Genomic DNA, 26,051 nt, shown 5'->3' with positions numbered 1-26,051 from the left:
CATACTTAAAGATATTGGTGTCATTCAATCAATTTTGCCGATGAAGCGGTAGAAGATTTCTACCTCCTGTTCCCGGCTTCCGTCCTCGTTCTTGACCGCCTCATGGACAAGGATTTTTTCAATCAGCGTGTTCAAGAGTTCAGCGGTGAGTTCCGTGGGATTGACGCACTCTTTCATCAAGGCAATCCATTTTTCTGCGTCTGCGGCACTCTGGCTTTCAGCGGCAATAGCAGATTGAAGCTGTTTAATCTTTTCTTCCAGTTCCGCCTGTTCGCTTTGGTACTTCCCGGACAGCATATTGAAGTTGTATTCTGTGATACGCCCCGCCGCCCAGTCCTCATACATCCGGGCAAACAGGGTATCGACCTCGGCTTTCCGCTTCTCCGCTTTTTTCAGTTCAGCAGCCTGTTTTTTTCTTGCGGCGGCCTGTCCTTTGTCATTGGCGTTCAGCAGCCGTTTCAAAAGCTGTTCTTCATCGTGCTGTACCAGCGCCGACCAGTATTGCAGACGGGAGAGGACATAGGCGTAAAGCACATCATAGCGGATGTAGTGCATGGAGCATTGGCGTGTGCCTTGCCCGTTCTTGCTACAATGGTAGTAGCCATAGGGCTTGCTGTTCTGTCTGTTCTCCCCGTAGGCCAGCGACCAGCCGCAGTCCGCACACTTTATCAGCCCCGCAAAAATCTGTGTCGTGCCATTCTTGCGCTCCCTCCGGCGGCTTGCGATCTGCTCCTGTACCTGCCGGAAAACCTGTTCGCTGATAATCGGCTCCTGCGTGTTCTCCACCCGCACCCATTCGCTTTGGGGCTTGCGTATCCTCCGCTTGTTCTTAAAGGAAATATTGGTCTCCCGGTAGTGGATGGTATGGCCGATGTAGGTTTCATCTTTCATAATGCTTTTGACCTGCGCTATCGTCCATGCGTAGCCTTTTTCCTCTGGTGCGCCAGCATAGATATTGGCGAAAGTCCCGTCACGCTGGAAGTTGATAAATCCCGGCGTCGGTACTTTTTCCGCAATCAATATCCTTGTAATGCTGGCCGCCCCTTTGCCGTGAATAGCAAGGTCAAAAATCTTCTCCACGATCCAGCGGGTTTCCTCGTCGATTATCAGCTTGTTCTTGATTTCCGGGTGCTTCTTGTACCCGAGGGGAGCATAGGCGCTGATACGCTGTCCGGCGGCAAACTTTGCCTTGAAAGCAGTTTTTACCTTGCGGCTGGTGTCCTTTGCGAACCATTCGTTGAACAGGTTTTTGAATGGCACAAAATCGGACAGTCCCTTTTCTGTGTCCTCATTCTCCGCAACGGCGATGTACCGCACCCGTTTTTCCGGGAACAGAAATTCCAGATAGTAGTCCATCATCACATGCTCCCGCCCGAAACGGGACAGGTCTTTGGTGACAATGCAGTTTACTTTTCCGGCTTCCACATCGTCCATCATGCGCTGGAAACTCGGACGCTCGAAGTTTGTCCCACTCCACCCATCGTCCACATATTCCCCGACCACATGAAGCCCCTGCTCCCTTGCGTACTGTTGCAGGATTGTCCGCTGCGTTTCAATGCTTACGCTGTCACCATAGCTTTCATCGTCACGGCTTAACCGCATATAAAGAGCCGTGTTGTAAATGGTAGTATTGTAAGGTTGTTTCACCGTAAAAATCCTCCTTCTAAAGAAACAACCCACGCTTACAATACTTTTGCTCTATGGCAATTATATCATAAGCGTGGGCGTGTATCAACGATGGGTCACGAAGAAGCTGCCCTTGCCGCCGTGTGCCGGACGACATCCACAATCAGATCGCCAATCGGACGACCGCCAGCGGCAAAATGTTCGGAGATTTTGATACGGTTTTTCCCACATACAAAATACTGTGTGCCGTTCTCGTCAGTAATGACCTGCCCGGTGTGTATTGTATCAATAATGTCGCTTTCGCTTTTTACCATCCAGTGTCCTCCGTATGATTATTTTTCATCATGCAGCTTGAATTTCTGTTCATAGCGTTTACCTCCCTCTTGTTCGCTGCTGCCGTTTCAGCTCCGCCAGCACTTCCGGCGGGATACGGCCAACCAGCCTTTGCATATTTTCCAGTTCGCTTTCCAGCTTTGCCCGTTCCATGCGGTCTTTCATCTTGCCGCTTTCACTGGCCTTTGCCCTTGATTCCAGCTTTTGATTTTCTTCCAAAAGGTCTTTGATCGTGACCTTGTATTTTTTCAGCTGCCCGGAGAAGTTCTCCATCTGCGGAAACCATTTTTTCAGCATGGAGAGGGCTTCTTCTTTTTTCTTTCCGGCGTTCAGCGGGTTTATGCCGTCAAGGGCGGCTTCAATGGCTCTGGCCTGTTTGGAGAGGGAAACCGCCTGTTTGAACAGCCGGGTGGGAATGTGCTTCCGGCCTGTCTTGCTGGCGCTCTCCCCACGCTCCAAATCCGGGTATTTTTCCACCATGTAAGCGTGAAAATCGTCCTGCCACTTCGTCAGGTTTGCCCGGTTGCCAATGATTTCTTTGGCGCACAGGCGGTTGTCCTTTGTCAGCGGCACAAAGGTCAAATGCAGGTGGGGCGTTTTCTCGTCCATGTGTACCACCGCCGACACGATATTTTCCCGGCCTACCCGGTCAATGAGGAAATCCGCCGCCCGCTGGAAAAATGCCTGTATTTCCTTTGGGGATTTCCCCTTGAAAAACTCCGGGCTGGCAGTTATCAGGGTATCGACAAACCGGGTGCTGTCTTTTCTCGTCCGGCACCCGGCCTGCTCGATACGGCTCTGAATGAAGTGGTAATAGCGTCCCTCCGGCTTGACGATATGGAAGTTGTACTTGCTTTTGGCTGTGTCAATGTCGGGGTTGCTGGCGTACTGTTCTTTCTGGCGTTCGTGATGGGCTTCCAGCGGCCTTGCCGGGTTGCCCTTGTGCTTCTCAAAACGCAAGATTGCGTGTTGTGCCATGAAACTCCTTTCCCCATCCCTTTCCCATCCGGGGTTTTCCACAGGGAAAATCTCGCCGGAAATAGCTCGGATAAGATTGGAATGGATAGAATCTAAATCAATCTTTTAATCTTTGTATTTCTATATACCGTCCGGTTTCCGTACTTCTCACGGGTGATTTCCGTACTTCATGGGTACGGTTTTCAGCCCTCCGGCGTACCATAACCGGATTTCTTGAAGTCGGTGTTTGGAACCGCTTCATAGGATTTTGGGTAAATGCGATTGGGTTTTCCACAGCCCTGCTTCTGGATCTCTATCAGCCCGGCGTATTGCAGTTCCCGCAGGGTATTCACCGCCTTTTGCCGCCCACAGCGGAGCAGGTCAACCACCTCGCAAATGGGATAATACAGATAAATCCGCCCATACTCGTCCGCCCACCCATTTTCCCGGGATAACTCCGTCCGGCGCAGGATAAAGGCATACAGCAGCTTTGTCTCATTGGACAGGGGCTTGAATGTAGGTGCTTCAAAGAGGAAATTGGGGAGCCGGGTGAAGCTGAACGCCTGTTCCGGCTGATGAATGTAAATCGTGTTTGTCATAGCGTGTTTTGTGGACGGTTAGAAGCCTGTTTTCCGGGGTGGGCGATAATTTATACCACCCGCCCCGGTTTGGGGCTTGCGAAGCCTGATAAATCAAGGCTTTTTTCGCTCCTAACTGTCCACAGCAGACCTCCTTTTCCGTTCACTTTCTGTTTTCTGCCGCCTGTGAACTCTGGCGGCACAGCCGGGGCAGTATTTTGCCCGGTTGGATTTGGGGACGAACACACCGCCGCAGACTGCACAGCGTTTCAAGTCCTTATCCCGGAAAATCTCCGCTTCCAGCGTCCCGTCCAGCGGCAAGACTGCCCAGCGGAACCACTTGCAGCAGACCGAGAAAGAAACCGTCTGCGGGCAGGTGCAGGTGTCCCCATCGTCAAGGGCAATGCAGTTGCCGTCCTCACAGCAACAGCACTCCCGGCGTATCAGGGCGCTTGCCCGTTTCCGCTGCGCCAGGGTCATGCGGTAAAGGGAACCGTCCGGCCTGCATTCCAGCGGCGGCAAGTCTTTGTAGGGATTATTTTTCATGCGTTCCCTCCGTTTTGCTTTCCGCTGCCGTTCTCCCCGAAAAGGCTTCCTGCCCCATTCCTGCGGCGTGTTCCGGCGTTGGCACGCTCACCATAACTTCGGGACAACTTGTCCCAAAGTGACCTCTGGACAAAGTGTCCAGAAGTCGGCTCCTTGCGGTGCTTCCCCAGCCGGGGGTATTCCTTTTCGGACGGTCATTCGGTTTTCAAGGTGCTGTCCATCGATGAACTAACCTAAGTCTACACCGAAATGACCGCCCGTCCCGTATATCCGAAAGGTGGGAAATCTGCCTGAAAATCCCCCCATTTCCACGCTCTCGGAATTGTGGTAGAATGGAAGAAACTGAACAGTAAATTTGAAGTTGTGGAGGTAACACATAGATGGATCAAGGTAGAATTATTGTAATCACAGGTTCGCCGGGGACGGGGAAAACTACAACGGCATCTACTGTTGCAAAAGAATCGGATTTGGAAAAATCTGTGCATATGCACACAGATGACTTTTATCATTATTTGAGTAAAGGGGCAATACCACCATATTTGCCAGAATCAAATGAGCAAAATTTGATTGTCATTGAAGCATTTTTAGAAGCCGCGAAGCGATATGCTCGTGGTGGATATGATGTAATTGTAGATGGTATTGTAGGACCGTGGTTTTTAGAGCCGTGGCTCAACATTGTTCAAGAGCATTATGAAGTACACTATATCGTTTTAAGAGCAAGTAAAGAAGAAACTATGAAGAGAGCTATCAAACGCTCAAAGTTAGACAGAGAAACAAATATTGAATTAGTTGAAACGATGTGGGAACAATTTTCCAATTTAGGAATCTATGAATCAAATGTTATTGATACAACTACGCACTCAGTCAAAGATACTGTATCAGCAGTAAAAGAAAAAATTGTAAGGGGTACTGCTTTACTGCTTTAGGCAATTCCAGTTTGTCGAGCAGACAAGGAGGGAGAACATGGAACTATCCATACAAGAACGCCTGAAAGACCTGCGTGTGGAGCGTGGCCTGACGCTGGAGCAGCTTGCGGAAGAAACCCATCTCTCCAAGTCTGCGTTAGGCAGCTATGAGGGGGACAAGTTCAAGGACATCAGCCACTATGCCCTTATCCAGCTGGCAAAGTTTTACGAAGTGTCCGTTGATTATCTGCTGTGCCGTTCTGAAACAAAAAATCACCCAAACGCCGATCTTGCAGACCTGCGTTTGAGTGATGATATGATTGAATTTTTGAAAAGCAGGCTGGTGGATAATGCCCTCCTGTGTGAACTGGCGACGCACCCGGATTTTCCCCGGCTCATGGCTGACCTTGAAATCTATGTAAACGGCATAGCGGCAAAGCAGGTACAGGGGGCAAACGCCATTGTGGACGCTGTGAGCGCAACTATTATGAAGCAGCACAATCCCGGTCTGACCGACCCGCAGTTAAGGCAGCTGATCGCCGCCCACATTGACGATGACAGCTTTTGCCGCCATGTGATACAGCAGGATATAAACAAGATAGCCCTTGACCTGCGGAAAGCCCACAAGGACGATTTTTTCAGTGTCCCGGAGGACAATCCTCTGGAAGATTTCTTGCAGACCGCCGAAGAAGCCGCCAGCCCAAACAGCGACCCGGAACAGGCTGCGATGGCCTTTATCTGCAAGCGGCTCAAACTGAACTATGGGAAGCTGTCGGAGGAGGAAAAGAAATGGCTGAAAAGGATTGCACAGAAGTCGGACTTGCTGAAAAATCCAAACCCGCAGCGGGGAAGAAAATGAGAAATTAGATATGCAAAAAGGAAAAATGAGATTCATTGAAGTAGAAACCAAAAACAGGACGGCGGATTTCATAAATCGGCTGCTGACGGTATGGGAAAGTTCTGTAAGAGCGACACACCTGTTTCTGTCGGACAGTGAAATCAAAAAGATAAAAGAATATGTACCGCAGGCGCTCGCTGGAATTGCGCATTTGATGATCGCAGAAGATGATAGGGGCTGCCCCGGGGCTTTTATGGGGATCAAGGACGGCACCTTGGAAATGCTGTTCATTTCCCCGGAAGAAAGAGGAAAGGGGCTCGGAAAGCGCCTGCTCCAATATGGGATTAAAACCTATGCCGTAGAGCGGGTGGCTGTGAATGAGCAAAACCCACAGGCCAAGGGCTTTTATGAACACATGGGCTTTCAGGTTTATAAAAGGACAGACCTTGACGAACAGGGCAATCCTTATCCGCTTTTATACATGAGCCTTAACATCTAAATCGGATTTTACGAAATCTCATATCCCGCAGAGAAGCAAAAACAGAAAGTACCCTGCCTTATACTCATTATCATCATTGCCCTTTTCCTTGACTTGCTTGTGTCTTTGTGATACACTAACATACATAAAATTAGAGGTGAGGTGGAAAGATGATTAACTTTTCTTGCAAATAAATTGGAATATACAGTGATACTGTGTTTTACAGTACCATTGTACCCATTGCAAGAAAGTTAAAAGTCTATTCACTCGATATATCGTAGGCGTATCACTCTTGATAGGGGTGGTACTATTATGCTGTGACGAGCTGCAAGAATTGACTTTCTTGCAGCTCTTATTTTATGTTCTTTATCCCCGGAATAAAGGAGGAATGCGATATGTCGATGATCCGAGTCGAGAACCTTACCTTTGCCTATCCATCCAGCTATGATAACATTTTTGAAAATGTCAATTTTCAAATTGATACAGATTGGAAACTTGGGTTCATTGGTAGAAATGGCAGAGGTAAAACAACTTTTCTAAATCTTCTGCTTGGAAAGTACGAATACCATGGGAAAATACAAGCCTCTGTGCAATTTGATTACTTTCCATACCCTGTTAGCAATAAAAACAGATTAACTGCGGACATTCTCTCGGAAGTCTGCCCGCTGGCGGAAGAATGGGAGCTGTTGAGAGAACTATCCTATCTGGAAGTCCGTGATGATGTGCTTTGGAGACCATTTTTTACGCTTTCCAATGGGGAGCAGACCAAGGTGCTGCTTGCCACCCTCTTTCTGAATGATGGACACTTTTTACTGATTGATGAACCGACAAACCATTTGGATATGGAAGCCAGAGAAACCGTTTCAGCATACCTGAAACGGAAAAAGGGATTCATTTTAGTCTCTCATGATCGCTGTTTTTTAGATGGCTGTGTTGACCATATCCTGTCGATCAATCGGTCAAACATCGAAGTGCAAAGCGGAAATTTTTCTACTTGGTTTACCAACTTCCAGCGTCAACAAGAATTTGAACTCGCTCAAAATGTGAAGCTGAAAAAAAGCATTGATAATATGCAAAAGGCAGCTAAAAGAACTTCTGTCTGGTCAGACCGAATTGAAGCGTCAAAATATGGGAACGGCCCGGTTGATCGAGGGTATATTGGTCACAAATCTGCCAAAATGATGAAACGCTCAAAGGCTATCGAAGTGCGGCAGCAACGTGCAATCGAGGAAAAGTCCGGCCTTCTCAAAAATTTGGAAACCGTAGAAGATTTGAAAATCGCTCCGCTTCTCTATTTTTCAGATACCTTAGTGACTTTCTCTGATGTTGTACCGATTTTTGACGGCAAAAATGTCTGCCAGCCAATCTCGTTTACAGTAAAACAGGGAGAACGCATTGCCCTTTATGGAAAAAATGGTTCTGGGAAAACGAGCCTTCTAAAGCTACTGGTTGGGCAACAAATAGAACATCGTGGGACAGTTGCAATAGGTTCTGGCATGATATTGTCCTATGTACCTCAAGATACTTCTATGCTGAACGGTTCGTTATCAGAGTTTGCGGAAGCCAATCGTGTTGATGAAAGTTTGTTTAAGGCAATCTTACGGAAAATGGATTTTTCACGAATACAGTTTGAAAAGAAAATGGAAGATTTTTCGGCGGGACAAAAGAAAAAAGTGTTGATAGCAAAAAGCCTTTGTGAACAAGCGCATCTGTATGTGTGGGATGAACCTCTTAACTATATTGACATCTATTCTCGAATGCAAATTGAAAATCTGATTAGAGAATTTTCTCCTACCATGATCTTCGTAGAACATGATCTTGCTTTTAGAAATAACATGGCGACCAAAAGCATTCGTCTGGCTACCGAATAGCAAAGCCAGCCGAGCCAGTCAACGGTCAAGATGAACGGCGCATTTCATGCGCCGCCGTTGACAGCCCCGCCCGTCTTTGCAAAAGGTAATCAAGGCGGGAAAGCCACAAAATGGCTTCCCGCCCATTTCAATTTTGCAAGGGAGAACGCTCCCAAATTAAAAAAAGTGCGGCCAAGCACTTTGAGGGATTGGCCGCCTTGTCTGCCCGTTCAGCGGGACGGAGGGCGGCGGTCAAGGCCGGGTATAAAACCGTTCATTTCAGCCTTGACGGTTGCCCGCTGTCCTGCTACTTTTCCGGGAGTGTGGCCACAGCTTCGGGACATTTTGTCCACAAGTCGGAGCGTAGGACGAGGGACGGGGCTTTCATATACCTGCCGCCGTTCTCTGAAACCAGCCCGATTTTTTGTTCATTCCCATTCACAAAAATTCAGCCTGTTTTCCTGCCGGAGCAAACGGGGCGCAAAAAGCACCGCACCCCGTTTCCCCCGTCAGCCACGCCAGCAGGTATAACACACTACACTTTGCTTCGCAAAGTCGTGTGCCAAATGGGGGCTTTGCCCCCTTTGGAAACCCCCACAAGAAAAGGCGGTACGCTACCCCTCCACGGGGCGCATACCGCCTTTTCTTGTTATCCAGCCCTCCGGCTGTATCGGTTGAGCAAAAGTCAGCATGGGATTGGTGTGGTATCTTTAATTATGTGAAACTCCGGTGTCTCAGCAGTCCAGGCATCGACTGTCCGAAATAACCATATAATAAAAAGAGAATGGAAAGCACAGGCAATGTCCAGCCAATCATGCGCCGGGTACCGTCAATCACCGCAACAACCAGCACAATTCCGAACAAAATGTCCCACTGGCTGGGATTGCCCACGCGCCACCCCATACCTTCAAAATCATAAAGGATATATCCAATACTCGCTAAGGTACCTGCAATCAGGCAAATATCCACAATATTTGCAACGACTTTGTTCTTATGGAAGGGCTTCATCAAAAAAATCATGGGAAATGCCATTACAATCAGCGCGGAGCGCTGAAGAATATTCGGGAAAGAACCAAAAAACGAAGTATAGAGGAAAAAAAGGGAACATACAATTGCCAAGGGAATGGTACAATATCCTCTCCATCCACTGAGATTATTCTCCTTACACACATATTGGAGAAGCGATGATGATTTCATAGGCCGAGATCACTCCTTTCGATCTTCCCAAGCTTTCACAACCGTACAGCATCCATCCTGATTGCCATACTGAAACGTGTTTATCCCCTCCCCTCCACGGGGAGGGGATAAACATTGGAAGCGGTCAATCTTTACTCAAGATAAGTCACAGTTTTACCCTGCTCTTCGTAGTAGCGCTGTGCACCGGGATGCGCGGGCAGGATCATGTTGGTACAGCCCAAATCCAGCGTCAGGCCGCCCCAGTTGGGATGTACCTCGGCCAACTCGTCCACATGCTCAAACACGGTTTTGGCGATCTCGTACGCCAGTTCCTCGTCCATATCGGCGCGCACACACAGCTGGGTATTGACCGAGAACGTAGGCACAGCTTCCTCCAGGCCCTCATACCAGCCAGCCGGAATTTCACTTCCGTTATAGAAAGGCTTCTCCTTGGGCAGCTCGGTCAGCTGTTCCTCATCAAAGGGCAGCAGCCGGCAATCAAAGGTAGTCATCAGTTCAACGAAACCTGCAGAGGGGCCATACTTACCGGGGGTAAGTACACAGTAGGCATCAATGTTGCCGTCCTTCAGGGCATCCGCCTGGTCGCCATTACTGGCCTGGTAAGGAATAATATCATCATACGTCCATCCATAAGATTCCAAAATGGCCTCTACCATGAAATAGAATCCGCTGCCCGCAGTACCGGTTCCCACTTTTTTGCCCTTCAGGTCCTTAAAGGTCTTATAGGGAGAGTCGGTGGGGACCACCACAGTCACATAAATCTCGTCCATCATAAACAGCGTGGCAAGCTCCTCCTGGAACGGATCATAGCCGTTGATCCCTTTCAGCCGCTGATAAACCACGTCAGAGTTGGCCATACCGAGCTCCAGGTTTTTCCCCTCCAAGGAAGTCAGGTTTTCCAGCGAGGCGTTGGTCGCAATGGCAGTAACCGTAGTATTGGGCATATATTTGGTCAGCACGCTGGCTAATGCACCGCCCATGGGGAACCAGCCGCCGCCCGTTGTCGCGGTACCGATGGTCAGCAGCTGGGAGGACCCAGCGCCGCTTGCACTGCCGGTTTCTTGATTTCCATTACACGCAGCCAGGGTAAAGATAGAGCTGAGCGCCAGCAGCAAAGCAACAATTCTCCGTTTCATCAGTAAAGCTCCTTTCAAATTCAATATTTACGCCACTGTCCGGGGACTACTTTCCTTTAAATACCGGGGCGCGTTTTTCCAGGAACGCGTTGGTCCCCTCATATTTATCTTCTGTCGCAAACACAACTGCCTGTGCATATTTCTCAAACCAAAGCCCAGATTGCAGATCGGTATTTGCCCCCACATTGATGCAGGCCTTTGCGATCTTGGTGGCCAGCGGAGCACGCTCAATGATCTTGCGTGCCATTTCCTTGGCGCCCTCCAGCGCCTGCCCATTTTCCGTCACTTTGTTGACCAGTCCCAGCCTGCATGCCTCTTCCGCATCAATAATATCCCCGGTCAAAATCAGCTCTTTGGCCTTTCCAAAGCCCACCAGGCGCTGCAGGCGCTGGGTTCCACCCGCACTGGGAATAATGCCATACTTGGTTTCCGGCTGCCCAAATTTAGACTTTTTAGAGGCGACGCGCATATCGCATGCCATTGCAAGCTCACAGCCTCCGCCCAGCGCATATCCTTCAATGGCGGCAATCACAGGCTTGCTGACGTTCTCAATCACATTGAACGTCCCCTGCACCACCGCATCCAGCGCCTCCAGGAACGGGCGGTCCCGCAGCACCTTTAAGTCCGCTCCGCTGGCAAATGCCTTGTCACCTGCACCGGTCAAAATGATCACACGCACACGGGGATCTTCGTCCAGGGCCATAAACACCCGTTTGAACTCGCCGTACGTCACCGGATCCAGCGCGTTTCTCATCTCCGGCCTGTTGTTGGTCACAATAGCAAGGCCATCCTCTTCCACCTCTATCAGCAAGCGGGTATAGTTCTCATACGTTTCCATAAACATCACCTTTCTGCATCCTTTCTCCCGCAAAAATCAATGATACCGATAGAACCCTTCTCCGGTCTTCCGGCCAAGTTTCCCTTCCTTTACCTTCTCTTCCAGCAGGTGGCTGGGACGGTCTGCCTCAAGTCCCGTCTCCTTAAAATGCTCTGCGCGAACATTATAGCTTACGTCAATACCGATCTGATCCAGCAGGCGGAAGGGACCCATGGGATGCCCCAGGCCCTTTTCCGCGGCGATATCAATTTCCTCCACGGTTGCAATGCCCTGGTCCAGCAGATAGAAGGCCTCTTTGAACACACCGTCCATCAGGCGGCTGACCACAAAGCTGTGGATCTCTTTTTTCAGCAGGATGGGCGTCTTTCCAGTGGCACGGCACAGTTCCATGATCAGCTCAGCCGTTTCCTCAGAGGTATCCGGGTTCATGACCACCTCAACCAGCTCCATGACCATGGCAGGGTTGAAGTAATGCATGTTGGCTATGCGATCGGCCCGCCCCGTCACGCTGGCAAGCTTGGAACTTCCAATGCTGGAGCTGTTGGTGGCCAGAATCGTGCGCGCGGGACAGATTTTATCCAGCTGTGCAAAGATGTTTCTCTTCAGCTCCAGATTCTCCACCGCCGCTTCAATGACCACATCCGCATCGCACACGGCCTTTGTCAGGTCACTTTCATAGGAAATGCGGCTCTTTGTGGCCTCCACTTCACCTTCGGTCATGCGGCCTTTGGCAATGCGCCCTTCCAGATATTTCTCCGCCCATTCCTGCGCCTTGTTCAGGGCTTCCTCGCTGATATCATACTGCACCACAACAAAACCATATTTCGCAGTGTTGAGGGCAATCTGCCGTCCCATGTTTCCGCTTCCAATAACTGCTACTTTCTTTACGTCTTCTAAGCGCATGATTCTCCAGCCTTTCTTTTTTCATGTTTTCTTTGATTTATAGGTCAGAAGCTTCGATAATCGTGGCCATGCCTTGTCCGCCGCCTACACACATGGTGGCCAGACCCCGCTTTGATCCACGGCGATTCATCTCATAAGCCAATGTCACAAGCAGACGCACACCGGAATTTCCCAGCGGGTGCCCCAGGGCAATGGCTCCGCCATTGACATTCAAGATATCTGTATTCAGGCCCAGCTCACGGATCACGGCCAGCGACTGGGACGCAAACGCCTCATTGAGCTCGATCAGATCCAGATCCTCCAGGGACAAACCTGCCGTCTTCAGCACTTTACGCACCGCCGGAATCGGCCCAATTCCCATGATCTCAGGATCCACACCGCTGGCAGAGCTGGCAATCACCTTTGCCATCGGCTTAACGCCCAATTCCTTAACCTTTTGGGCCGACATGAGCACGACTGCCGAAGCGCCATCGTTCCGGCCGCAGGAATTTCCCGCTGTCACCGTGCCGTCCTTAAAAAGCGGCTTTAATTTCTGCAGCTTCTCCATGGTAATGCCGGGACGAGGGCCCTCATCGGCATCAAAGATTTTTTGCTCCTTCCCCTCTGTATACTCAATGGGAATGATCTCATCTTTGAACTTCCCCTCGGCCAGCGCCTTGGCACATTTCTGCTGGCTCTGATATGCAAAAAGGTCCTGATCCTCTCGTGAGATCCCATATCGGTCTGCCACGTTCTGTGCCGTCAAAAGCATAGACAGGTCACGTCCATACAGCTCAGGCGGCACGGAGCTGCGTCCGCTGTCGGTTCCGGAATTGATGAGCGTCAGCGGCTCCCGGCCAAACCGATCGCCGTTGATGTAAACAGGGGCCCGGCTCATATTTTCCACTCCGCCCACCAAAATAACGTCGGCGTCTCCACTCTGGATAGATTGGAAGCCGCATTTAAATGCCTGCATGGAGGATGCGCACAGCCGATTTACGGTATATGCGGGAATCGTATTGGGGAAACCCGCCAGCAATTGGGCCACACGCGCCATATTGGAAACTTCACCGTTGCGTACTTCGCCGACAATAATTTCGTCAATGCAGCCTGCATCAATCCCCGCTCGGGCAACTGCTTCCTTCAGAACATTAGCCGCCAAACGATGGGCAGGGACTCCTTTCAATTTGCCGCCAAACACCCCAATGGCTGTTCGCACAGCACTGACCATATACACTTCTTGCACCGCGATCACTCTCCTTCTGGCTTTTTTAAATCAGGAACTGCCATTTATTAAAAGCAATTGCGATACCAACGTTGATAAGGTCAAAAAAATTTGTGGACATAGCCCACCTGGTCCCATTGAATTTGTAATTTTTGCACAAAAAAGCATTGCGTATCCCGCAATATTTCAAGCGAAAAACGCAATACTTTTTTCTAATTTATAAGAATTTATATATTTTTACTCGGCAAATTTCTAAGAATTTAGAATTTTGCTGTATCATTCCCGCCGCTTCTCCCTTCGATCACATTCCATACCGTTTGAGCTTATTATAGAGTGTCGCAACCGAAATTCCCAGTGACTGGGCTGCTTTCTGTTTTCCGCGGACATCCGTCCCAAATTTCTGAAGCGCGCCTTCCAACGCGTTTCGTTCTGCCTCCATTACCACTTGTGAGAGGGTCAAACCATTCCACGGAGAGATTGCCGCAGCCCCCTCGGTCTGGGTCAAGGTCTCCTCCTGGGCCAATACATACCGCGGCAGAGAATCTACGGTGATGACTCCATCCACCGCGACTTCACACATATATTCCAAAGCATTTTTAAGCTGCCTGAAATTACCCGGCCAGGGATATTTCAACAAATATCCCAGCACCTCCGGCACAATCCGAAAGGCAATATTCTTTTTCTGCTTCTGCTCGGCAATGAACAGATTGACATATTCTGTTATGTTATCCTTCCGCTGCCGCAGCGGCGGAATTTCAATTTCAAACACAGACAATCGATAGTATAGGTCACTTCGGAACCGATGTTCTGCCAATGCATCTCCTATGCACTGGTTGGTCGCGGCAATGACGCGCACATCCAAGGGAATGTTTCGGTTATCCCCCAAACGGCGGATGGTTTTTTCCTGCAAAGCCCGCAGCAATTTGCTTTGCAAGGCCAGTGGCATTTCTGTTATCTCATCCAAAAACAGCGTGCCATGGTTGGCTAATTCAAACAGCCCCATACGGCCCTGCTTACTTGCACCTGTGTACGCGCCCGAAACGTACCCGAACAGCTCGCTTTCCATCAATTGCTCCGGAATTGCCGCACAGTTCACATCCACAAAGTTCTTATCGCTGCGCGCACTGAGATTGTGAATCATCTGGGCCACCACTTCTTTTCCTGTACCGCTCTCTCCAATGAGCAAAACGGAACTGTTGGTGGTAGCCGCTGTCTTCGCAATGCGCCAATAATCCGCATCCATGCCGACAATTCCATCTCGTTCATAACGAGTACGAAACAGCGCCCCCAGGCGTTCATTTAATAGCTGAATCTTATTTTCGTTCTCGTTGATCACTTTGAACAGGTCATTGATTTGGTGCATATCCCGCAAGACCACCAGTCCGCCAACGACCTCTCCCTTGTCAACATAAGGAATGACATCCGCGTAAGTAACGGTCCCATTTACATTGCGGTAGCAATTATATTTTGCAATTTTACTGCGGTATACTTCCGGTGAAACAGCGCCAGGCCTGATTTTGGGCATGTACTGTCCAATCAGGTTTTCTTCTTTCAGCCCAGTCAAATTTAAATAGGCATCGTTGACAAATACAATATTTATATTTTCATCCAACAGGACGATTCCTTCCTGAAGCATGTTAAACCATCGAAATATACTGGAGTTAAAATATTTAGGGTCAATATTCTTCATCTCTTTTCTCCTCTCTCTGCAGTACGCCACACGAAATTGCTTTTCCCATGTTTTCTGTCATGAAGTTCCGCTCTTCTGCTTTCCATCACTCCATTCCATCTTCATGGACAAACTGCTGCCGGAGCTTCCAAAATGATTTCCCTGCTGATTTGGATTTCTTTCCCAATACTACTTGACATCATTTTACTAAAAAGTTTTTAATAATTCAAGAAATTTATCTCTTTTTACAAAGAGCAACAATTTCTCTGGTGCTTTTTTGTTGAATTTCCCCTTTTATGGCTTCCAACGGGCAAAACTGATTTTGAAAAGAGTCTGTTCAACGGGAACAGGCTCTTTTCATTTTTATTATGCTTCCGTTTCCAGATGGACGCTTTTTCCTGCCAGCATCTTTGATCGGTTTTTCTCCTCCCTTTCACCCCCGCCGCTCCCCCGCATAGGATAAAGCAGAAACCCGCCGCCCTGCCGGGCGGTTCCGGAGGTGTACATTCCCATGAAACACGAACTGAATATCTGGGTGGTGGGCGGTGACCAGCGCCAGGCCAGGCTGGCTCAGCTGCTCAGTCAAGATGGGCACACCGTCTATACCTATGCCCTGGACCTGGTTCAGGACCTGTCCGGCCCCATCCCCCAGTCCAATCCCCTGTCCATCCCCCTGGCTGACTGTGTTATTCTTCCCCTTCCCGTATCCCAAGGAGAGGGACTGCTCAACGCCCCGCTCTCCGCCGCCGACCATCCCCTGGAGGACATCCTGGACCGGCTCTCCCCAGGGCAATTTCTCTGCGGAGGCCGGCTGGACCCCCAGGTCCAGTCCTTCGCCCAGGCCCGTGGTCTCACCCTTCGGGACTACTTTGCACGGGAGGAGCTGGCCGTGGCCAACGCAGTGCCCACCGCAGAGGGTGCTCTCCAGCTGGCCATGGAACACCTGCCCATCACCATCCACGGCGCGCGGGTGCTGGTGATCGGGTTTGGGCGGGTGGGGCGGCTGACCGCCCAGCGCTTCCAGTCCCTGGGAGCCAAGGTCACCGTGGCCGCCCGGAAATACGACCAGCTGGCCTGGGCCCAGGCCATGGGTCTGGGGGCAGAGCACTTATCCCAGCTGAAGGACTGCCTGTGCGGCTGTGACCTGGTCATCAACACGGTCCCCACCCAGCTGCTGGGCCGGGACGAACTGGCCGAGACAAAGGAGGACTGCCTCATTCTGGACCTGGCCTCCAAACCCGGCGGGGTCGACCTGGGAGCCGCGGGAGAACTGGGGCGCACCGTCATCTGGTGTCTGTCCCTGCCCGGCAAGGTGGCCCCTGTCACCGCCGGAGCCGCCATCAAAACTACCATCTATAACATGCTCCACGAGCTGGACTACTAAGCGCGGAAAGGAAGAGTTGAATTGGAAGACAAGACCATTGGATTCGCCCTGTGCGGGTCCTTTTGCACCCATGCTCGGGCCATGGAGGCCCTGGAGCAGGTAAAAGCCCGGTTTGCCCATGTGGTCCCCATCGTGTCCCAGTGCGTAGCTGACACGGACACCCGCTTCGGCAACGCCCACGACCTGATGCGGGAGATGGAACGCATCTGTGACCACCGGGTCATCTCCACCGTCAAGGCTGCCGAGCCCATCGGCCCCCAGAAGCTGCTGGACCTGCTCATCATTTGCCCCTGCACCGGCAACACCCTTGGCAAGCTGGCCGCCGGCATCACCGACACCAGCGTCACCATGGCGGCCAAAGCCCACCTGCGCAACCAGCGCCCCCTGCTCATTGCCCCCTCCACCAACGACGGCCTGGCCGCCTCTGCCCCCTCCATCGGCGCCCTTTTGGGCCGCAAGTACATCTACTTTGTCCCCTTCGGTCAGGACGACCCGGTGAAAAAACCCACCTCCCTGGTGGCCGATTTCTCCCAGGTGGCGGACGCTGCCCAGGCCGCCCTCCAAGGCGAGCAGCTCCAGCCCCTGCTGCTGCGGCAGTAAAGGAGCTTTCCCGGCAAAGCGGTGGATTTTTTTACCCAAAAATGATATAATTTCCCCTGACCAACCTAGGCCCATGCCCATGGAACGGAGGGGGAAGCGTCCATGCAATACAACATCAGCCTGAAGCATTTAGAATGTTTTATTAAGGTGGCCCAGCTGGGCTCTATCAACAAAGCGGCCCAGGCGCTGTTTATTTCCCAGCCTCACCTGGGGAAGATGATCCACGACCTGGAAAATGAATTTGGCTACCTTCTCCTCAACCGCAGCAACCAAGGTGTCACCCTCACCCCTGAGGGGGAGGAATTTCTCACCCACGCCGTACGGGTACTGGAGGAAATGCGCTGTCTGCGCCGGTCTTCTCCCCCGGAATCCGACCAGCCCGACCACCTGTCTGTGTCCATGACCCAATTTTCCCATGTGATGGAAAGCTTTATCGAGGTAGTCCTCAAATACCGGGACCGCCCTGCCTTTTCCCACCGGCTCTTCGAGGGCAGCCCGGAACAGGTCATCGACGATGTGTTCTCCGGCCGGGCCACGGTGGGCATCTTTCACTTTGACAGCAAGCGCCGCCGGGAGCTGGAAAAGCTGCTCAGTGCCAAAGGGATGGCCTACCGGAGCCTTGCCTATGTGGAGCCCCACATCGTCCTGTCCAAACACCACCCCCTGGTGCTCCAGCACAAGCCCATTACCCTCGCCGCCCTGGCCCCCTACGGGATGATCCGCTATCTGGGCCAGTATGACGACCTGACCCACAGCCTTTTCGAGGCCCAGCTGCCCGGCCTGCGGGAGGAGCGCTGCAGCAAGGTGATCTACCTGTCCAACCGGGAGTCCCTTATGCGCCTGATCTCCATGAGCGACTTCTACTCCATCGGCATCCACGACTTTGAGATGCAGGGGGCAGGCTATCAGGCCATGTCGGTGCCCATCAGCGGCTGTGACTTTCTGTTTGAATTTGGCTATGTGACCATGGAGGGGGAGACTTTGTCAGAGATCACACGGGAATTTCTGGACAACGTCAAAACACGTCTCAACTGACCCAACGGATAGCGGTGTTCGCTATCCGTTTTTTTAATAGCCGTCAAAACTCTTTCGTATTATACAACCAGCCCCTTTTCTGGTATGCTTTGGATCAGGAAGACCCCATGCATAAGGAGGAGAATTGCCATGATCCAGACCATTCTTTCTCAGGCCGTGGATGCCGCACGGCCCGCCACCCAATTGGGACAGACCGCCACCTATATCCCCGAACTGGGCAAGATGGACCCGCACCAGCTGGGGGCCTGTATTTTTACCCGCGAGGGGGAGCGCTGCTGCGCGGGAGACACCGGCGTTCGCTTCAGCATTCAGAGCATCTCAAAAGTCATCAGTCTGGCCGCCGCCCTGGAGCTGTGCGGCTTTGACACCGTCTTTGAGCGGGTGGGCATGGAGCCCTCGGGCGAGGCCTTCAACGCCATGGGCAAGCTGGAGGCAGTAGGCAGCACCCCCAGCAACCCCATGATCAATGCCGGTGCCATCGCTGTGGACAGCTACCTGGAGCCCAAAATCTCCTTTGCGGAGATGCTTGCCTTCACAAGGAAGCTGTGCATGGACCCGGACATCACCCTGGACGAGAAGGTCTACCACTCGGAGATGTCCCACATCTCCCGGAACCGGGCCATCGCCTACCTGCTGGAAAACACCGGGGTCATCCGCAGCGATGTGGAGCGCACCCTGGACTTCTACGTGCGCATGTGCTCTCTGAGCGTCACGGCAGAGAGCCTGGCCGGTCTGGGGCTTATGCTGGCAGGGGGCGGGGTGTGCCCTGCCACTGGGGAGCGGCTGCTGTCTCCAGACACCGTCCGGGTAGTCAAGACCATTATGCTCACCTGCGGGATGTACGACGGCTCCGGCACCTTTGCCGTCCAGGTGGGGATTCCCTCCAAAAGTGGCGTGGGGGGCGGCATCCTGTCGGTGGTAGACGGACGCATGGGCATTGGTATCTTTGGGCCCGCCCTGGATGGCAAGGGCAACAGCGTGGCCGGAATTCAAGTGCTGCGCAGCCTGTCTCGGGCACTTCACCTGCACATCTTTGACCCGGAAGCCCGCCGCTGAAGAACAAAAAACGCCTGTGCCCCATGGGGCACAGGCGTTTTTCATTCTGTATAGGCTCGCCGTCCTCAAGGCGGCAGCCCCCATTTGATCCATTACTTGCAGAAGTCCTTTGCGACCTCCACAATGTGCTCCGCGCACAGGCCGAACTGCTTGAGCAGGGCGGCGGCGGGGCCGGAGTGGCCAAACTCGTCGTTCACGCCGATGCGGCGCACGGGAACAGGACACTTCTCACTCACAAGACCGCATACGGCCTCACCCAGACCACCCAGAATGGAATGCTCCTCGCAGGTAATGATCTTCCCGCACTCCTGGGCTGCCTTCAGCACCAGCTCCTCGTCCAGAGGCTTCACCGTGGCCATGTTGATGACCCGTGCGGAGATTCCGGCCTCCTTCAGAACTTTTCCGGCCTCCATCGCCTCGGCTACCATCAAGCCATTGGCGATAATGGCCACGTCGGTGCCCTCCTGGAGGACCTCGCCCTTGCCGATCTCAAAGGTATAGTTGGCCTCGTCGTGGAACACAGGAACGGCGGAGCGGCCAAAGCGCATATAGACCGGGCCCACATGCTCATAGGCGGCCTTTACCATGGCCTTTGCCTCCACGTCGTCGGCGGGGGACATGACCACCATGCCGGGGATGGAGCGCATCAGGGCGTAGTCCTCGCAGCACTGGTGGGAGGCTCCGTCCTCGCCCACGGAGATGCCGCCGTGGGTGGCGCCGATCTTCACATTCAGGTGGGGGTAGCCGATGGAGTTGCGCACCTGCTCAAAGGCGCGCCCGGCGGCGAACATGGCAAAGCTGGAGGCAAAGGGCACCAGTCCCATGGTGGAGGCCCCGGCGGCCACTGCCATCATGTTGCCCTCGGCAATGCCGCAGTTGAAGTGGCGGTCGGGATAGGCCTTCTTAAAGGTGCCCGTCTTGGTGGCTCCGGCCAGGTCCGCGTCAAAGACAATAACGTCCTCGTGCTCCGCGGCCAGCTCCTTCAGAGCGTTGCCGTAGCTTTCGCGGGTCGCGATCTTCTTCACATCTGCCATCTTACATCGCCTCCAGTTCCGCCAGCTGAGCCTTAAGCTCCTTCATGGCAATTGCATATTCCTCATCGTTGGGAGCCTTGCCGTGCCAGCCCACCTGGTTCTCCATGTAGCTGACGCCCTTGCCCTTGGTGGTCTTCATCACAATGGCAAAGGGCACGCCCTTTGTCTGGCGGGCCTTGGCAAAGGCGGCCTCTATCTGGTCAAAGTCGTGTCCGTCGATCTCCGCCACCTCAAAGCCAAAGGCACGCAGCTTCTCGGGGATGGGATAGGGACTCATGACCTCGTCGATCCTACCGTCGATCTGCAGGCCGTTGTTGTCGATGATCACGCACAGGTTGTCCAGCTTATAGTGGTGGGCGAACATCATGGCCTCCCACACCTGGCCCTCTTCGATCTCACCGTCTCCCAGCAGGGCATACACCCGGCAGTCCATTCCCTTGTGCTTGGCAGCCAGAGCCATACCGGCTGCAGCAGAGATGCCCTGGCCCAGAGAACCGGTGGACATATCCACACCGGGGGTCTGGTTCATGTTGGGGTGGCCCTGGAGGTAGCTGCCGATATGGCGCAGGGTGGGCAGATCCTCCACAGGGAAGAAGCCCCGGTTGGCCAGAGCGGCATACAGCCCAGGGGCAGTGTGCCCCTTGGAGAGGACAAAACGGTCCCGCTCCTCCCACTTGGGGTTCTTGGGGTCCACCTTCATCTCTTTAAAATAGAGGTATGTAAACAGGTCCGCGGCGGACAGGCTTCCGCCGGGATGGCCCGCCTTGGCGCCGTAGGTGCCTTCAATGACTCCCATGCGCACCTTACAGGCGGTCACCATGAGCTGCTTTTTCTCGCTGGCTGTCATAGCGTTCTCCCTTTCATCAAAAGATATCGTTCTCCTATAGAAAACGGCCAAATTGGTTACAAATCATTATAAAACAGGCCCGTTAAAATTACAAGAGGGCGCACAAAAAAAGCCCGTCCTGCCGTGGCAGGACGGGTCTTGCTTGTGCGTTTACTGTGCCTCGCCTGAGGGGAAAGCGGTATAGGCCTCGTCGGCAGAGATGGTCACGCCGATGTCCTCCAGCACCAGATCCCCGCCATCCGCGGCGGTGAAATAGACCTCAACGGTGCCGTCCTCGGTGCCGACCCACTTCTCAAGCGTTCTCTTGATGCTGTCCAGAATGGTCTGGTCCAGCTGTCTGGCATCCAGGACATGGAACTCCTCCTTCTGCTCCTGGGGAGGACCCACATACAAAGCGCTGGTCTCGGCAAAGGACACCACGATCTTTCCGTTGCCCTCCACGGCGCTCACCACATCCAGATTCCAGCCGGTCAGTTCGGCCATGCTCTGAATAATGGACTCAGGAGTGACCTCCCCGGAAATCTCCTGGGTATAGACGTAAAAGTCGCCGTCTCTTCCTATGTAGAGGCTGACACTTTCCGTCTCCTGCTGGGAAGCGGAAGCGCTGCTTCCCGCACTGCTCATATCGCCGCCGGAGCTGGAGGCTGAGCTGGAAATGGAGCTGGAACTGCCGCCCGCAGAGGAAGAGGCAGGTTCCTTCTCCCCACCGGAACAGGAGGTCAGGGCCAGCAGCAGGGCGCCGGCGCAGGTGATGGCTAGCATTCGTTTCATCGTTTGTTCTCCTTTCTTGGACGCCGCCCCTCCCGGAGTGGAGGGGACGGACCGGGGGAACACCTGGGTGTCCCCGTCGGTAGGTGCCATCATACCCGACATCCGTGAAGAAATCATGGCTCCAATATGAACTTTCCTAAAACGTTTTCTGAAGTTTCTGTTCCATCAAAACCAGATTTTTTTGCAGCCGCTCATTGCCCGGCTCCTTTTCCAGCGCCTTTTTCACCTCTTCCACCGCTTGGGCATAGGCTCCGGTGCGGTAGTAGGCCATGGCACGCAGATCATAGGGAAGGCTGCCCCAGGCCTCGGCCTCACAGATGTAGCTGGCCGGCCGTTCGGTGATGGCCAGGGCACAGGCGGTAAAATACAGCACTCCCTCCCACTCTCCCTGGAGATAGAGCATAAAAGCCAGATCCATATAGGGCTCCCGCAGGTGGGGGGCCTCAGTGATCGCCCGAAGGTACCAGTCCCTCGCCTCCAGCTTCTCCCCTTTGTTCCAATAGGCCTTGGCAATGTAGCGCATGGAGGCCGCCCGCTCATCCCGCCAGGTGGCCTTTGGAAGGGTAAGGTGGCGCTTCAGCGTGCGGATACAGTCGTCCCACCGGCGGCGGTAGAGGTACTCCCGCCCCAGATAATGGACGTTCCGGTCATCCTCCGGAGCCTCCTTCACCGACAGCTCCAGAAGAGGTAAGTACTGTGCCCTGGACTTCTTCGGGTCTGGGTGGTGGTCCAGTTGGATGCCCTCCGCCCGCACCATGGGGCCCTCCCGCCCCTCGCCCGTCCATTCCAGCACCTCATGGACCGGATGGACCCATTGGTAGCCACGGCGGGCGTGGATCTTCTCGTACCAGAAGGTCACCCCCTCTGACCCGTCCGCGTTAAAGGACCAGGTATAGCGGTAATTGGCCCGCCCTGCCCCCGGCACCCAGGCCCGCTCCAGTTTTTCCCGCCAGCCGGGATGAAAGACCTCATCCAGATCGGTACACACACAGATGTCCACGTCCTCGTCCACCAGCTCCATGGAGCGGTTTCGGGCCACGTCAAAACGCCAGGGAACGATTGTTTCCACCGTGACCTGTGCCCCCCGCGCTCTCAGCCGCTGCACCGTGTCGTCCTCTGACCCGGTGTCCAGCACCACCACCTGGTCCGCCTCGGACATGGAATCCATCCACCGGTCTACAAACTGACTCTCATTTTTACAGATGGCATAGACCCAAACCTTATATTGACTCATAAGTCCCCCCTTTGAAAGGGCCGGCACCCCCGAAGGGGCGCCGGCTGCAGGTTTTACACGAACTTATTCGGCCAGGATGCCTACCGCGCGCAGGCTGGAGAGCAACTGGTTGAAGGCCGTGACCACGTCGCTGGTGCTGGTGGCATTGGGCACCGCCGCCGCCCGTGCCAGCAGTCCGCTCGGGCCGGTGGGGCCAGTAGGACCGGTGGGACCGGTGGCACCCTCCGCGCCCGCAGGTCCCTGGGCACCGGCAGGGCCTTCCGGCCCAGTGGGGCCAGTGGGACCGGTCTCGCCAGTATCACCCTTCGCGCCGGCAGGACCCGCAGGACCCGTATCGCCGGTATCACCTTTAGCCCCCTGGGGTCCAGCAGGGCCGGTGGGACCGGTAGCGCCTTCCGCTCCAGCGGTACCCTGGGGACCCGTGGGACCGGTAGGACCAGTAGGCCCGGTGGGACCAGTGGCGCCCTCCGCACCCGCAGGTCCCTGGGCACCGGCAGGGCCTTCCGGCCCGGTGGGGCCAGTGGGGCCATCCGCTCCAGCCTGACCCTGAGGCCCGGTGGGACCAGTAGGACCGGTGGCGCCAGTACCCGCAGGGCCAGTGGGACCAGTGGGACCAGTGACTCCGGCAGGGCCGGTAGGTCCGGTGGGACCGGTCACACCGGCAGGGCCGGAGGGTCCAGTGGCACCTTGGATTCCCTGGGGCCCGGTGGGGCCAGTGGGACCCTGGACAGAAACCAACTCATAATCTGCAGAACTGCCCGGTGTGCCGGTGGGGTTTCCGATCCGGGCCCGGTACAGGCTTCCGTTATAGGTGACAAAATCGCCCAGAGCATAGGGAGTGCCGGGAACAAAGGTAGTCACCGTCTGTAACCCCTCTCCCATGGGCCCGGTGGGACCAGTGGGGCCCGTGGGGCCTTGAAGTCCCTGGGGACCAGTGGGTCCGGTGGGACCGGGGATGCCGTTGGGGCCGGGAATCCCCTGAGGCCCGGTGGGTCCGGTGGCGCCGTTGGGGCCGGGATAGCCCTGGGGGCCAGTGGGTCCGGTGGGACCGGCAGGGCCGGTGGGTCCGGTGGGACCGCTCACCGGACCGGGACAGGGAGGTACGGGACCGGGACCAGGACAGGGAGGCACCGGGTTGGGGCCTGGGCAGGGAGGCACCGGCCAAGGATTGGGGCAGGGGTCCGGACGGGGGCAGGGATCCGGACAGGGGCAGGGATTGTGCCCATGGCAGGGAGGTACCGGAGGCATGGGCGGAGTGGGACAGCAGCCGGAATTGCAGCCGCAGCCGGAATTGCAGCCGCAGCCGCTGTTTCCGCTCAGATAGGCCACGACCCCGTCTCTGCGGCTCTGCTCCCACTCAGAAGCATAGCATCGTTTCATAAAACGCTCCTTCTTCACAGTTGATGGTTGTGGCCATGCCCATCCTCTGGGTACGCCACACTCCATACTATGTTCCCCGCCCACATGGGTGCGTCCAGCCTTTACACAGCCAAAGATTTCTGTCATAATAGGGGACAAGAAAGGGGGAGCGCGCCGTGAAGCAGTATGTCGTCGCCCTGGACCAGGGTACCACCAGCAGCCGGTGCATCATCTTTGACCGGGATCAGCGGATCGTGGGAGTGGCCCAACGGGAATTTACCCAGATTTACCCAAAGCCGGGCTGGGTGGAACACGATCCTATGGAGATCTGGTCCAGCCAGTACTCCGTCCTTACCGAGGCTCTGGCCCAGACGGGCATCGCCCCCGAGGACATTGCCGCCATCGGCATCACCAACCAGCGGGAGACCACCATCGTCTGGGATAAACAGACCGGCCGTCCCATCTATAACGCCATTGTCTGGCAGTGCCGGCGCACGGCAGGACTGTGCGAGGAGCTGAAGAAAGACCAGGCGTTCACCGACTACATCCAGACCCACACCGGCCTTCTCATCGACGCCTATTTCTCCGCCACCAAAATCAAGTGGATTCTGGACCAGGTGGAGGGGGCCCGGCAGCGGGCAGAGGCGGGAGAGCTTCTCTTTGGCACAGTGGACAGCTGGCTTGTGTGGAAGCTCACCGGCGGAAAGGCCCACGTCACCGATTACACCAACGCCAGCCGCACCATGCTTTTTGACATTGAGAAGCTATGCTGGGACGCCTCCATCTGTGAAAAGCTGGGCATTCCCCAAGCCATACTCCCTCAGGTGATGGACTCCAGCGCCATCTACGGCACCGTCAACCTCCAGGGGGTGGAGGTGCCCATTGCGGGCATCGCAGGGGATCAGCAGGCCGCCCTCTTCGGCCAGGCCTGCTTTGCTCCGGGCGAGGCCAAAAACACCTACGGGACCGGTTGCTTCCTGCTGATGAACACCGGCAGCCGCCTGTGCCGCAGCCAGAACGGCCTGGTATCCACCATTGCCGTGGGCCTCAACGGCCAGGTGGAGTACGCCCTGGAGGGCTCTGTCTTTGTCGGCGGGGCGGTCATCCAGTGGGTGCGGGATGAGCTGCGCTTTATTACCGAATCCAGAGACGCGGAGTATTACGCCTCCAAGGTCCCCGACACAGGGGGCGTCTATCTGGTCCCCGCCTTTACCGGTCTGGGTGCCCCCCACTGGGACATGTATGCCAGGGGCGCCCTGGTGGGCCTTACCCGCGGCACCAGCCGGGAGCACATCATCCGGGCCGCCCAGGAGTCCATCGCCTATCAGGTCTATGACCTGGTGGAGGCCATGGAAAAGGATACGGGCATCCCCCTGTCCGCCCTCAACGCCGACGGAGGAGCCAGCCGGGACAAGTTCCTCATGCAGTTCCAGTCGGACATTTTGAATAAGCCCCTCCACCGCCCCGCCATCACCGAGACCACCGCCCTGGGGGCAGCCTGTCTGGCCGGGCTGGCCGTGGGCATGTGGAAGGACCGCTCGGAGCTGCGTCAGCGCCGGCTTCTCTCCCAGAACTATGAACCCCACATGGACCAGGCCCGGCGGGAGCAGCTCCTCCGGGGCTGGCACAAGGCGGTGGGGCGCAGCCTTGACTGGGAAGAGCACACATAAGGA

Annotated in this window: 25 protein-coding genes; 9 read left to right on the top strand and 16 right to left on the bottom strand. The window is 54.4% G+C overall.

The window, feature by feature from the left end:
• Positions 1-24: 24 nt before the first annotated feature.
• The 5 genes from ACTQ3R_RS06145 to ACTQ3R_RS06125 form a co-directional block, all read right to left on the bottom strand.
• Positions 25-1,647: a DUF4368 domain-containing protein gene (locus ACTQ3R_RS06145; RefSeq protein WP_437793751.1), complete on the bottom strand. Its 1,623-nt coding sequence runs from the start codon at positions 1,645-1,647 to the stop codon at positions 25-27.
• 95 nt (positions 1,648-1,742) lie between these two features.
• Positions 1,743-1,940: a hypothetical protein gene (locus ACTQ3R_RS06140; protein ID WP_032548367.1), complete on the bottom strand. Its 198-nt coding sequence runs from the start codon at positions 1,938-1,940 to the stop codon at positions 1,743-1,745.
• 58 nt (positions 1,941-1,998) lie between these two features.
• Positions 1,999-2,937, bottom strand: a complete 939-nt coding sequence (mobV, locus tag ACTQ3R_RS06135; protein ID WP_427855216.1) for a MobV family relaxase — start codon at positions 2,935-2,937, stop codon at positions 1,999-2,001.
• A 182-nt stretch (positions 2,938-3,119) separates the two neighbouring features.
• Complete coding sequence (locus ACTQ3R_RS06130) at positions 3,120-3,515, bottom strand: replication initiator protein A (protein WP_249747351.1); 396 nt, start codon at positions 3,513-3,515, stop codon at positions 3,120-3,122.
• Positions 3,516-3,626: 111 nt separating this feature from the next.
• On the bottom strand, positions 3,627-4,040 hold the full coding sequence (locus ACTQ3R_RS06125; protein WP_437793761.1) for a cysteine-rich VLP domain-containing protein: 414 nt from the start codon (positions 4,038-4,040) through the stop codon (positions 3,627-3,629).
• Between the two features lie 380 nt (positions 4,041-4,420).
• Here ACTQ3R_RS06125 and ACTQ3R_RS06120 point away from each other — a divergent pair, with 380 nt between their 5' ends.
• From ACTQ3R_RS06120 to ACTQ3R_RS06105, 4 genes are all read left to right on the top strand, one after another.
• The gene (locus tag ACTQ3R_RS06120) at positions 4,421-4,966 is read left to right on the top strand and encodes an AAA family ATPase (RefSeq protein WP_021391068.1); all 546 of its coding nucleotides are present in this window, start codon (positions 4,421-4,423) and stop codon (positions 4,964-4,966) included.
• Positions 4,967-5,003: 37 nt separating this feature from the next.
• Positions 5,004-5,804, top strand: coding sequence for a helix-turn-helix domain-containing protein (locus ACTQ3R_RS06115; RefSeq protein ID WP_021391066.1), 801 nt, complete (start codon positions 5,004-5,006; stop codon positions 5,802-5,804).
• Positions 5,805-5,829: 25 nt separating this feature from the next.
• The gene (locus ACTQ3R_RS06110; RefSeq protein ID WP_021391067.1) at positions 5,830-6,282 is read left to right on the top strand and encodes a GNAT family N-acetyltransferase; all 453 of its coding nucleotides are present in this window, start codon (positions 5,830-5,832) and stop codon (positions 6,280-6,282) included.
• Between the two features lie 374 nt (positions 6,283-6,656).
• On the top strand, positions 6,657-8,132 hold the full coding sequence (locus ACTQ3R_RS06105; protein WP_235398761.1) for an Lsa family ABC-F type ribosomal protection protein: 1,476 nt from the start codon (positions 6,657-6,659) through the stop codon (positions 8,130-8,132).
• A gap of 693 nt (positions 8,133-8,825) precedes the next feature.
• Here the strand turns inward: ACTQ3R_RS06105 and ACTQ3R_RS06100 are convergent.
• From ACTQ3R_RS06100 to ACTQ3R_RS06075, 6 genes are all read right to left on the bottom strand, one after another.
• The gene (locus ACTQ3R_RS06100; RefSeq protein ID WP_441778264.1) at positions 8,826-9,308 is read right to left on the bottom strand and encodes a hypothetical protein; all 483 of its coding nucleotides are present in this window, start codon (positions 9,306-9,308) and stop codon (positions 8,826-8,828) included.
• Between the two features lie 131 nt (positions 9,309-9,439).
• On the bottom strand, positions 9,440-10,444 hold the full coding sequence (locus ACTQ3R_RS06095) for a TAXI family TRAP transporter solute-binding subunit (protein ID WP_441778263.1): 1,005 nt from the start codon (positions 10,442-10,444) through the stop codon (positions 9,440-9,442).
• Between the two features lie 46 nt (positions 10,445-10,490).
• Positions 10,491-11,288 carry an enoyl-CoA hydratase/isomerase family protein gene (locus ACTQ3R_RS06090; RefSeq protein WP_441778262.1) on the bottom strand — a complete coding sequence of 266 codons (798 nt, stop codon included), beginning with the start codon at positions 11,286-11,288 and terminating at the stop codon, positions 10,491-10,493.
• 30 nt (positions 11,289-11,318) lie between these two features.
• Positions 11,319-12,185 carry a 3-hydroxyacyl-CoA dehydrogenase family protein gene (locus tag ACTQ3R_RS06085; protein WP_441778261.1) on the bottom strand — a complete coding sequence of 289 codons (867 nt, stop codon included), beginning with the start codon at positions 12,183-12,185 and terminating at the stop codon, positions 11,319-11,321.
• A gap of 37 nt (positions 12,186-12,222) precedes the next feature.
• Positions 12,223-13,410: a thiolase family protein gene (locus ACTQ3R_RS06080; RefSeq protein WP_441778260.1), complete on the bottom strand. Its 1,188-nt coding sequence runs from the start codon at positions 13,408-13,410 to the stop codon at positions 12,223-12,225.
• A gap of 280 nt (positions 13,411-13,690) precedes the next feature.
• Positions 13,691-15,079 (bottom strand): sigma-54 interaction domain-containing protein, encoded by a 1,389-nt coding sequence (locus ACTQ3R_RS06075; RefSeq protein ID WP_441778259.1) that lies wholly within the window; start codon positions 15,077-15,079, stop codon positions 13,691-13,693.
• A gap of 490 nt (positions 15,080-15,569) precedes the next feature.
• On the opposite strand from ACTQ3R_RS06075, the gene dpsA reads away from it, so the two are divergent.
• The 4 genes from dpsA (at position 15,570) to glsA (ending at position 19,133) form a co-directional block, all read left to right on the top strand.
• Positions 15,570-16,442: a dipicolinate synthase subunit DpsA gene (dpsA, locus tag ACTQ3R_RS06070; RefSeq protein ID WP_441778258.1), complete on the top strand. Its 873-nt coding sequence runs from the start codon at positions 15,570-15,572 to the stop codon at positions 16,440-16,442.
• 21 nt (positions 16,443-16,463) lie between these two features.
• The gene (locus ACTQ3R_RS06065) at positions 16,464-17,042 is read left to right on the top strand and encodes a dipicolinate synthase subunit B (RefSeq protein WP_441778257.1); all 579 of its coding nucleotides are present in this window, start codon (positions 16,464-16,466) and stop codon (positions 17,040-17,042) included.
• Between the two features lie 102 nt (positions 17,043-17,144).
• Positions 17,145-18,077: a LysR family transcriptional regulator gene (locus ACTQ3R_RS06060; RefSeq protein ID WP_441778256.1), complete on the top strand. Its 933-nt coding sequence runs from the start codon at positions 17,145-17,147 to the stop codon at positions 18,075-18,077.
• 129 nt (positions 18,078-18,206) lie between these two features.
• On the top strand, positions 18,207-19,133 hold the full coding sequence (glsA, locus tag ACTQ3R_RS06055) for a glutaminase A (protein ID WP_441778255.1): 927 nt from the start codon (positions 18,207-18,209) through the stop codon (positions 19,131-19,133).
• A 92-nt stretch (positions 19,134-19,225) separates the two neighbouring features.
• Here glsA and ACTQ3R_RS06050 read toward each other — a convergent pair whose 3' ends face one another.
• The 5 genes from ACTQ3R_RS06050 to ACTQ3R_RS06030 all read right to left on the bottom strand — a co-directional run bounded on the left by ACTQ3R_RS06050 (position 19,226) and on the right by ACTQ3R_RS06030 (position 24,399).
• Positions 19,226-20,167, bottom strand: coding sequence for a transketolase family protein (locus tag ACTQ3R_RS06050; RefSeq protein ID WP_441778254.1), 942 nt, complete (start codon positions 20,165-20,167; stop codon positions 19,226-19,228).
• A 1-nt stretch (position 20,168) separates the two neighbouring features.
• Positions 20,169-21,014, bottom strand: coding sequence for a transketolase (locus ACTQ3R_RS06045; RefSeq protein WP_441778253.1), 846 nt, complete (start codon positions 21,012-21,014; stop codon positions 20,169-20,171).
• 150 nt (positions 21,015-21,164) lie between these two features.
• Complete coding sequence (locus ACTQ3R_RS06040; RefSeq protein ID WP_441778252.1) at positions 21,165-21,785, bottom strand: hypothetical protein; 621 nt, start codon at positions 21,783-21,785, stop codon at positions 21,165-21,167.
• A 136-nt stretch (positions 21,786-21,921) separates the two neighbouring features.
• Positions 21,922-23,019, bottom strand: a complete 1,098-nt coding sequence (locus ACTQ3R_RS06035) for a tetratricopeptide repeat-containing glycosyltransferase (RefSeq protein WP_441778251.1) — start codon at positions 23,017-23,019, stop codon at positions 21,922-21,924.
• 63 nt (positions 23,020-23,082) lie between these two features.
• The gene (locus ACTQ3R_RS06030; RefSeq protein ID WP_441778250.1) at positions 23,083-24,399 is read right to left on the bottom strand and encodes a collagen-like protein; all 1,317 of its coding nucleotides are present in this window, start codon (positions 24,397-24,399) and stop codon (positions 23,083-23,085) included.
• A gap of 155 nt (positions 24,400-24,554) precedes the next feature.
• Here ACTQ3R_RS06030 and glpK point away from each other — a divergent pair, with 155 nt between their 5' ends.
• Positions 24,555-26,048: a glycerol kinase GlpK gene (glpK, locus tag ACTQ3R_RS06025; RefSeq protein ID WP_441778249.1), complete on the top strand. Its 1,494-nt coding sequence runs from the start codon at positions 24,555-24,557 to the stop codon at positions 26,046-26,048.
• The last annotated feature ends 3 nt before the right edge of the window (positions 26,049-26,051 follow it).

Origin of the sequence: Lawsonibacter sp. LCP25S3_E2 (assembly GCF_052117285.1) — a bacterium.
In the GTDB taxonomy this organism is placed as follows: Bacteria; Bacillota; Clostridia; order Oscillospirales; family Oscillospiraceae; genus Lawsonibacter.
Note: the sequence above shows the minus strand (reverse complement) of the source record. Positions and strands in the feature narration are given on the sequence as shown.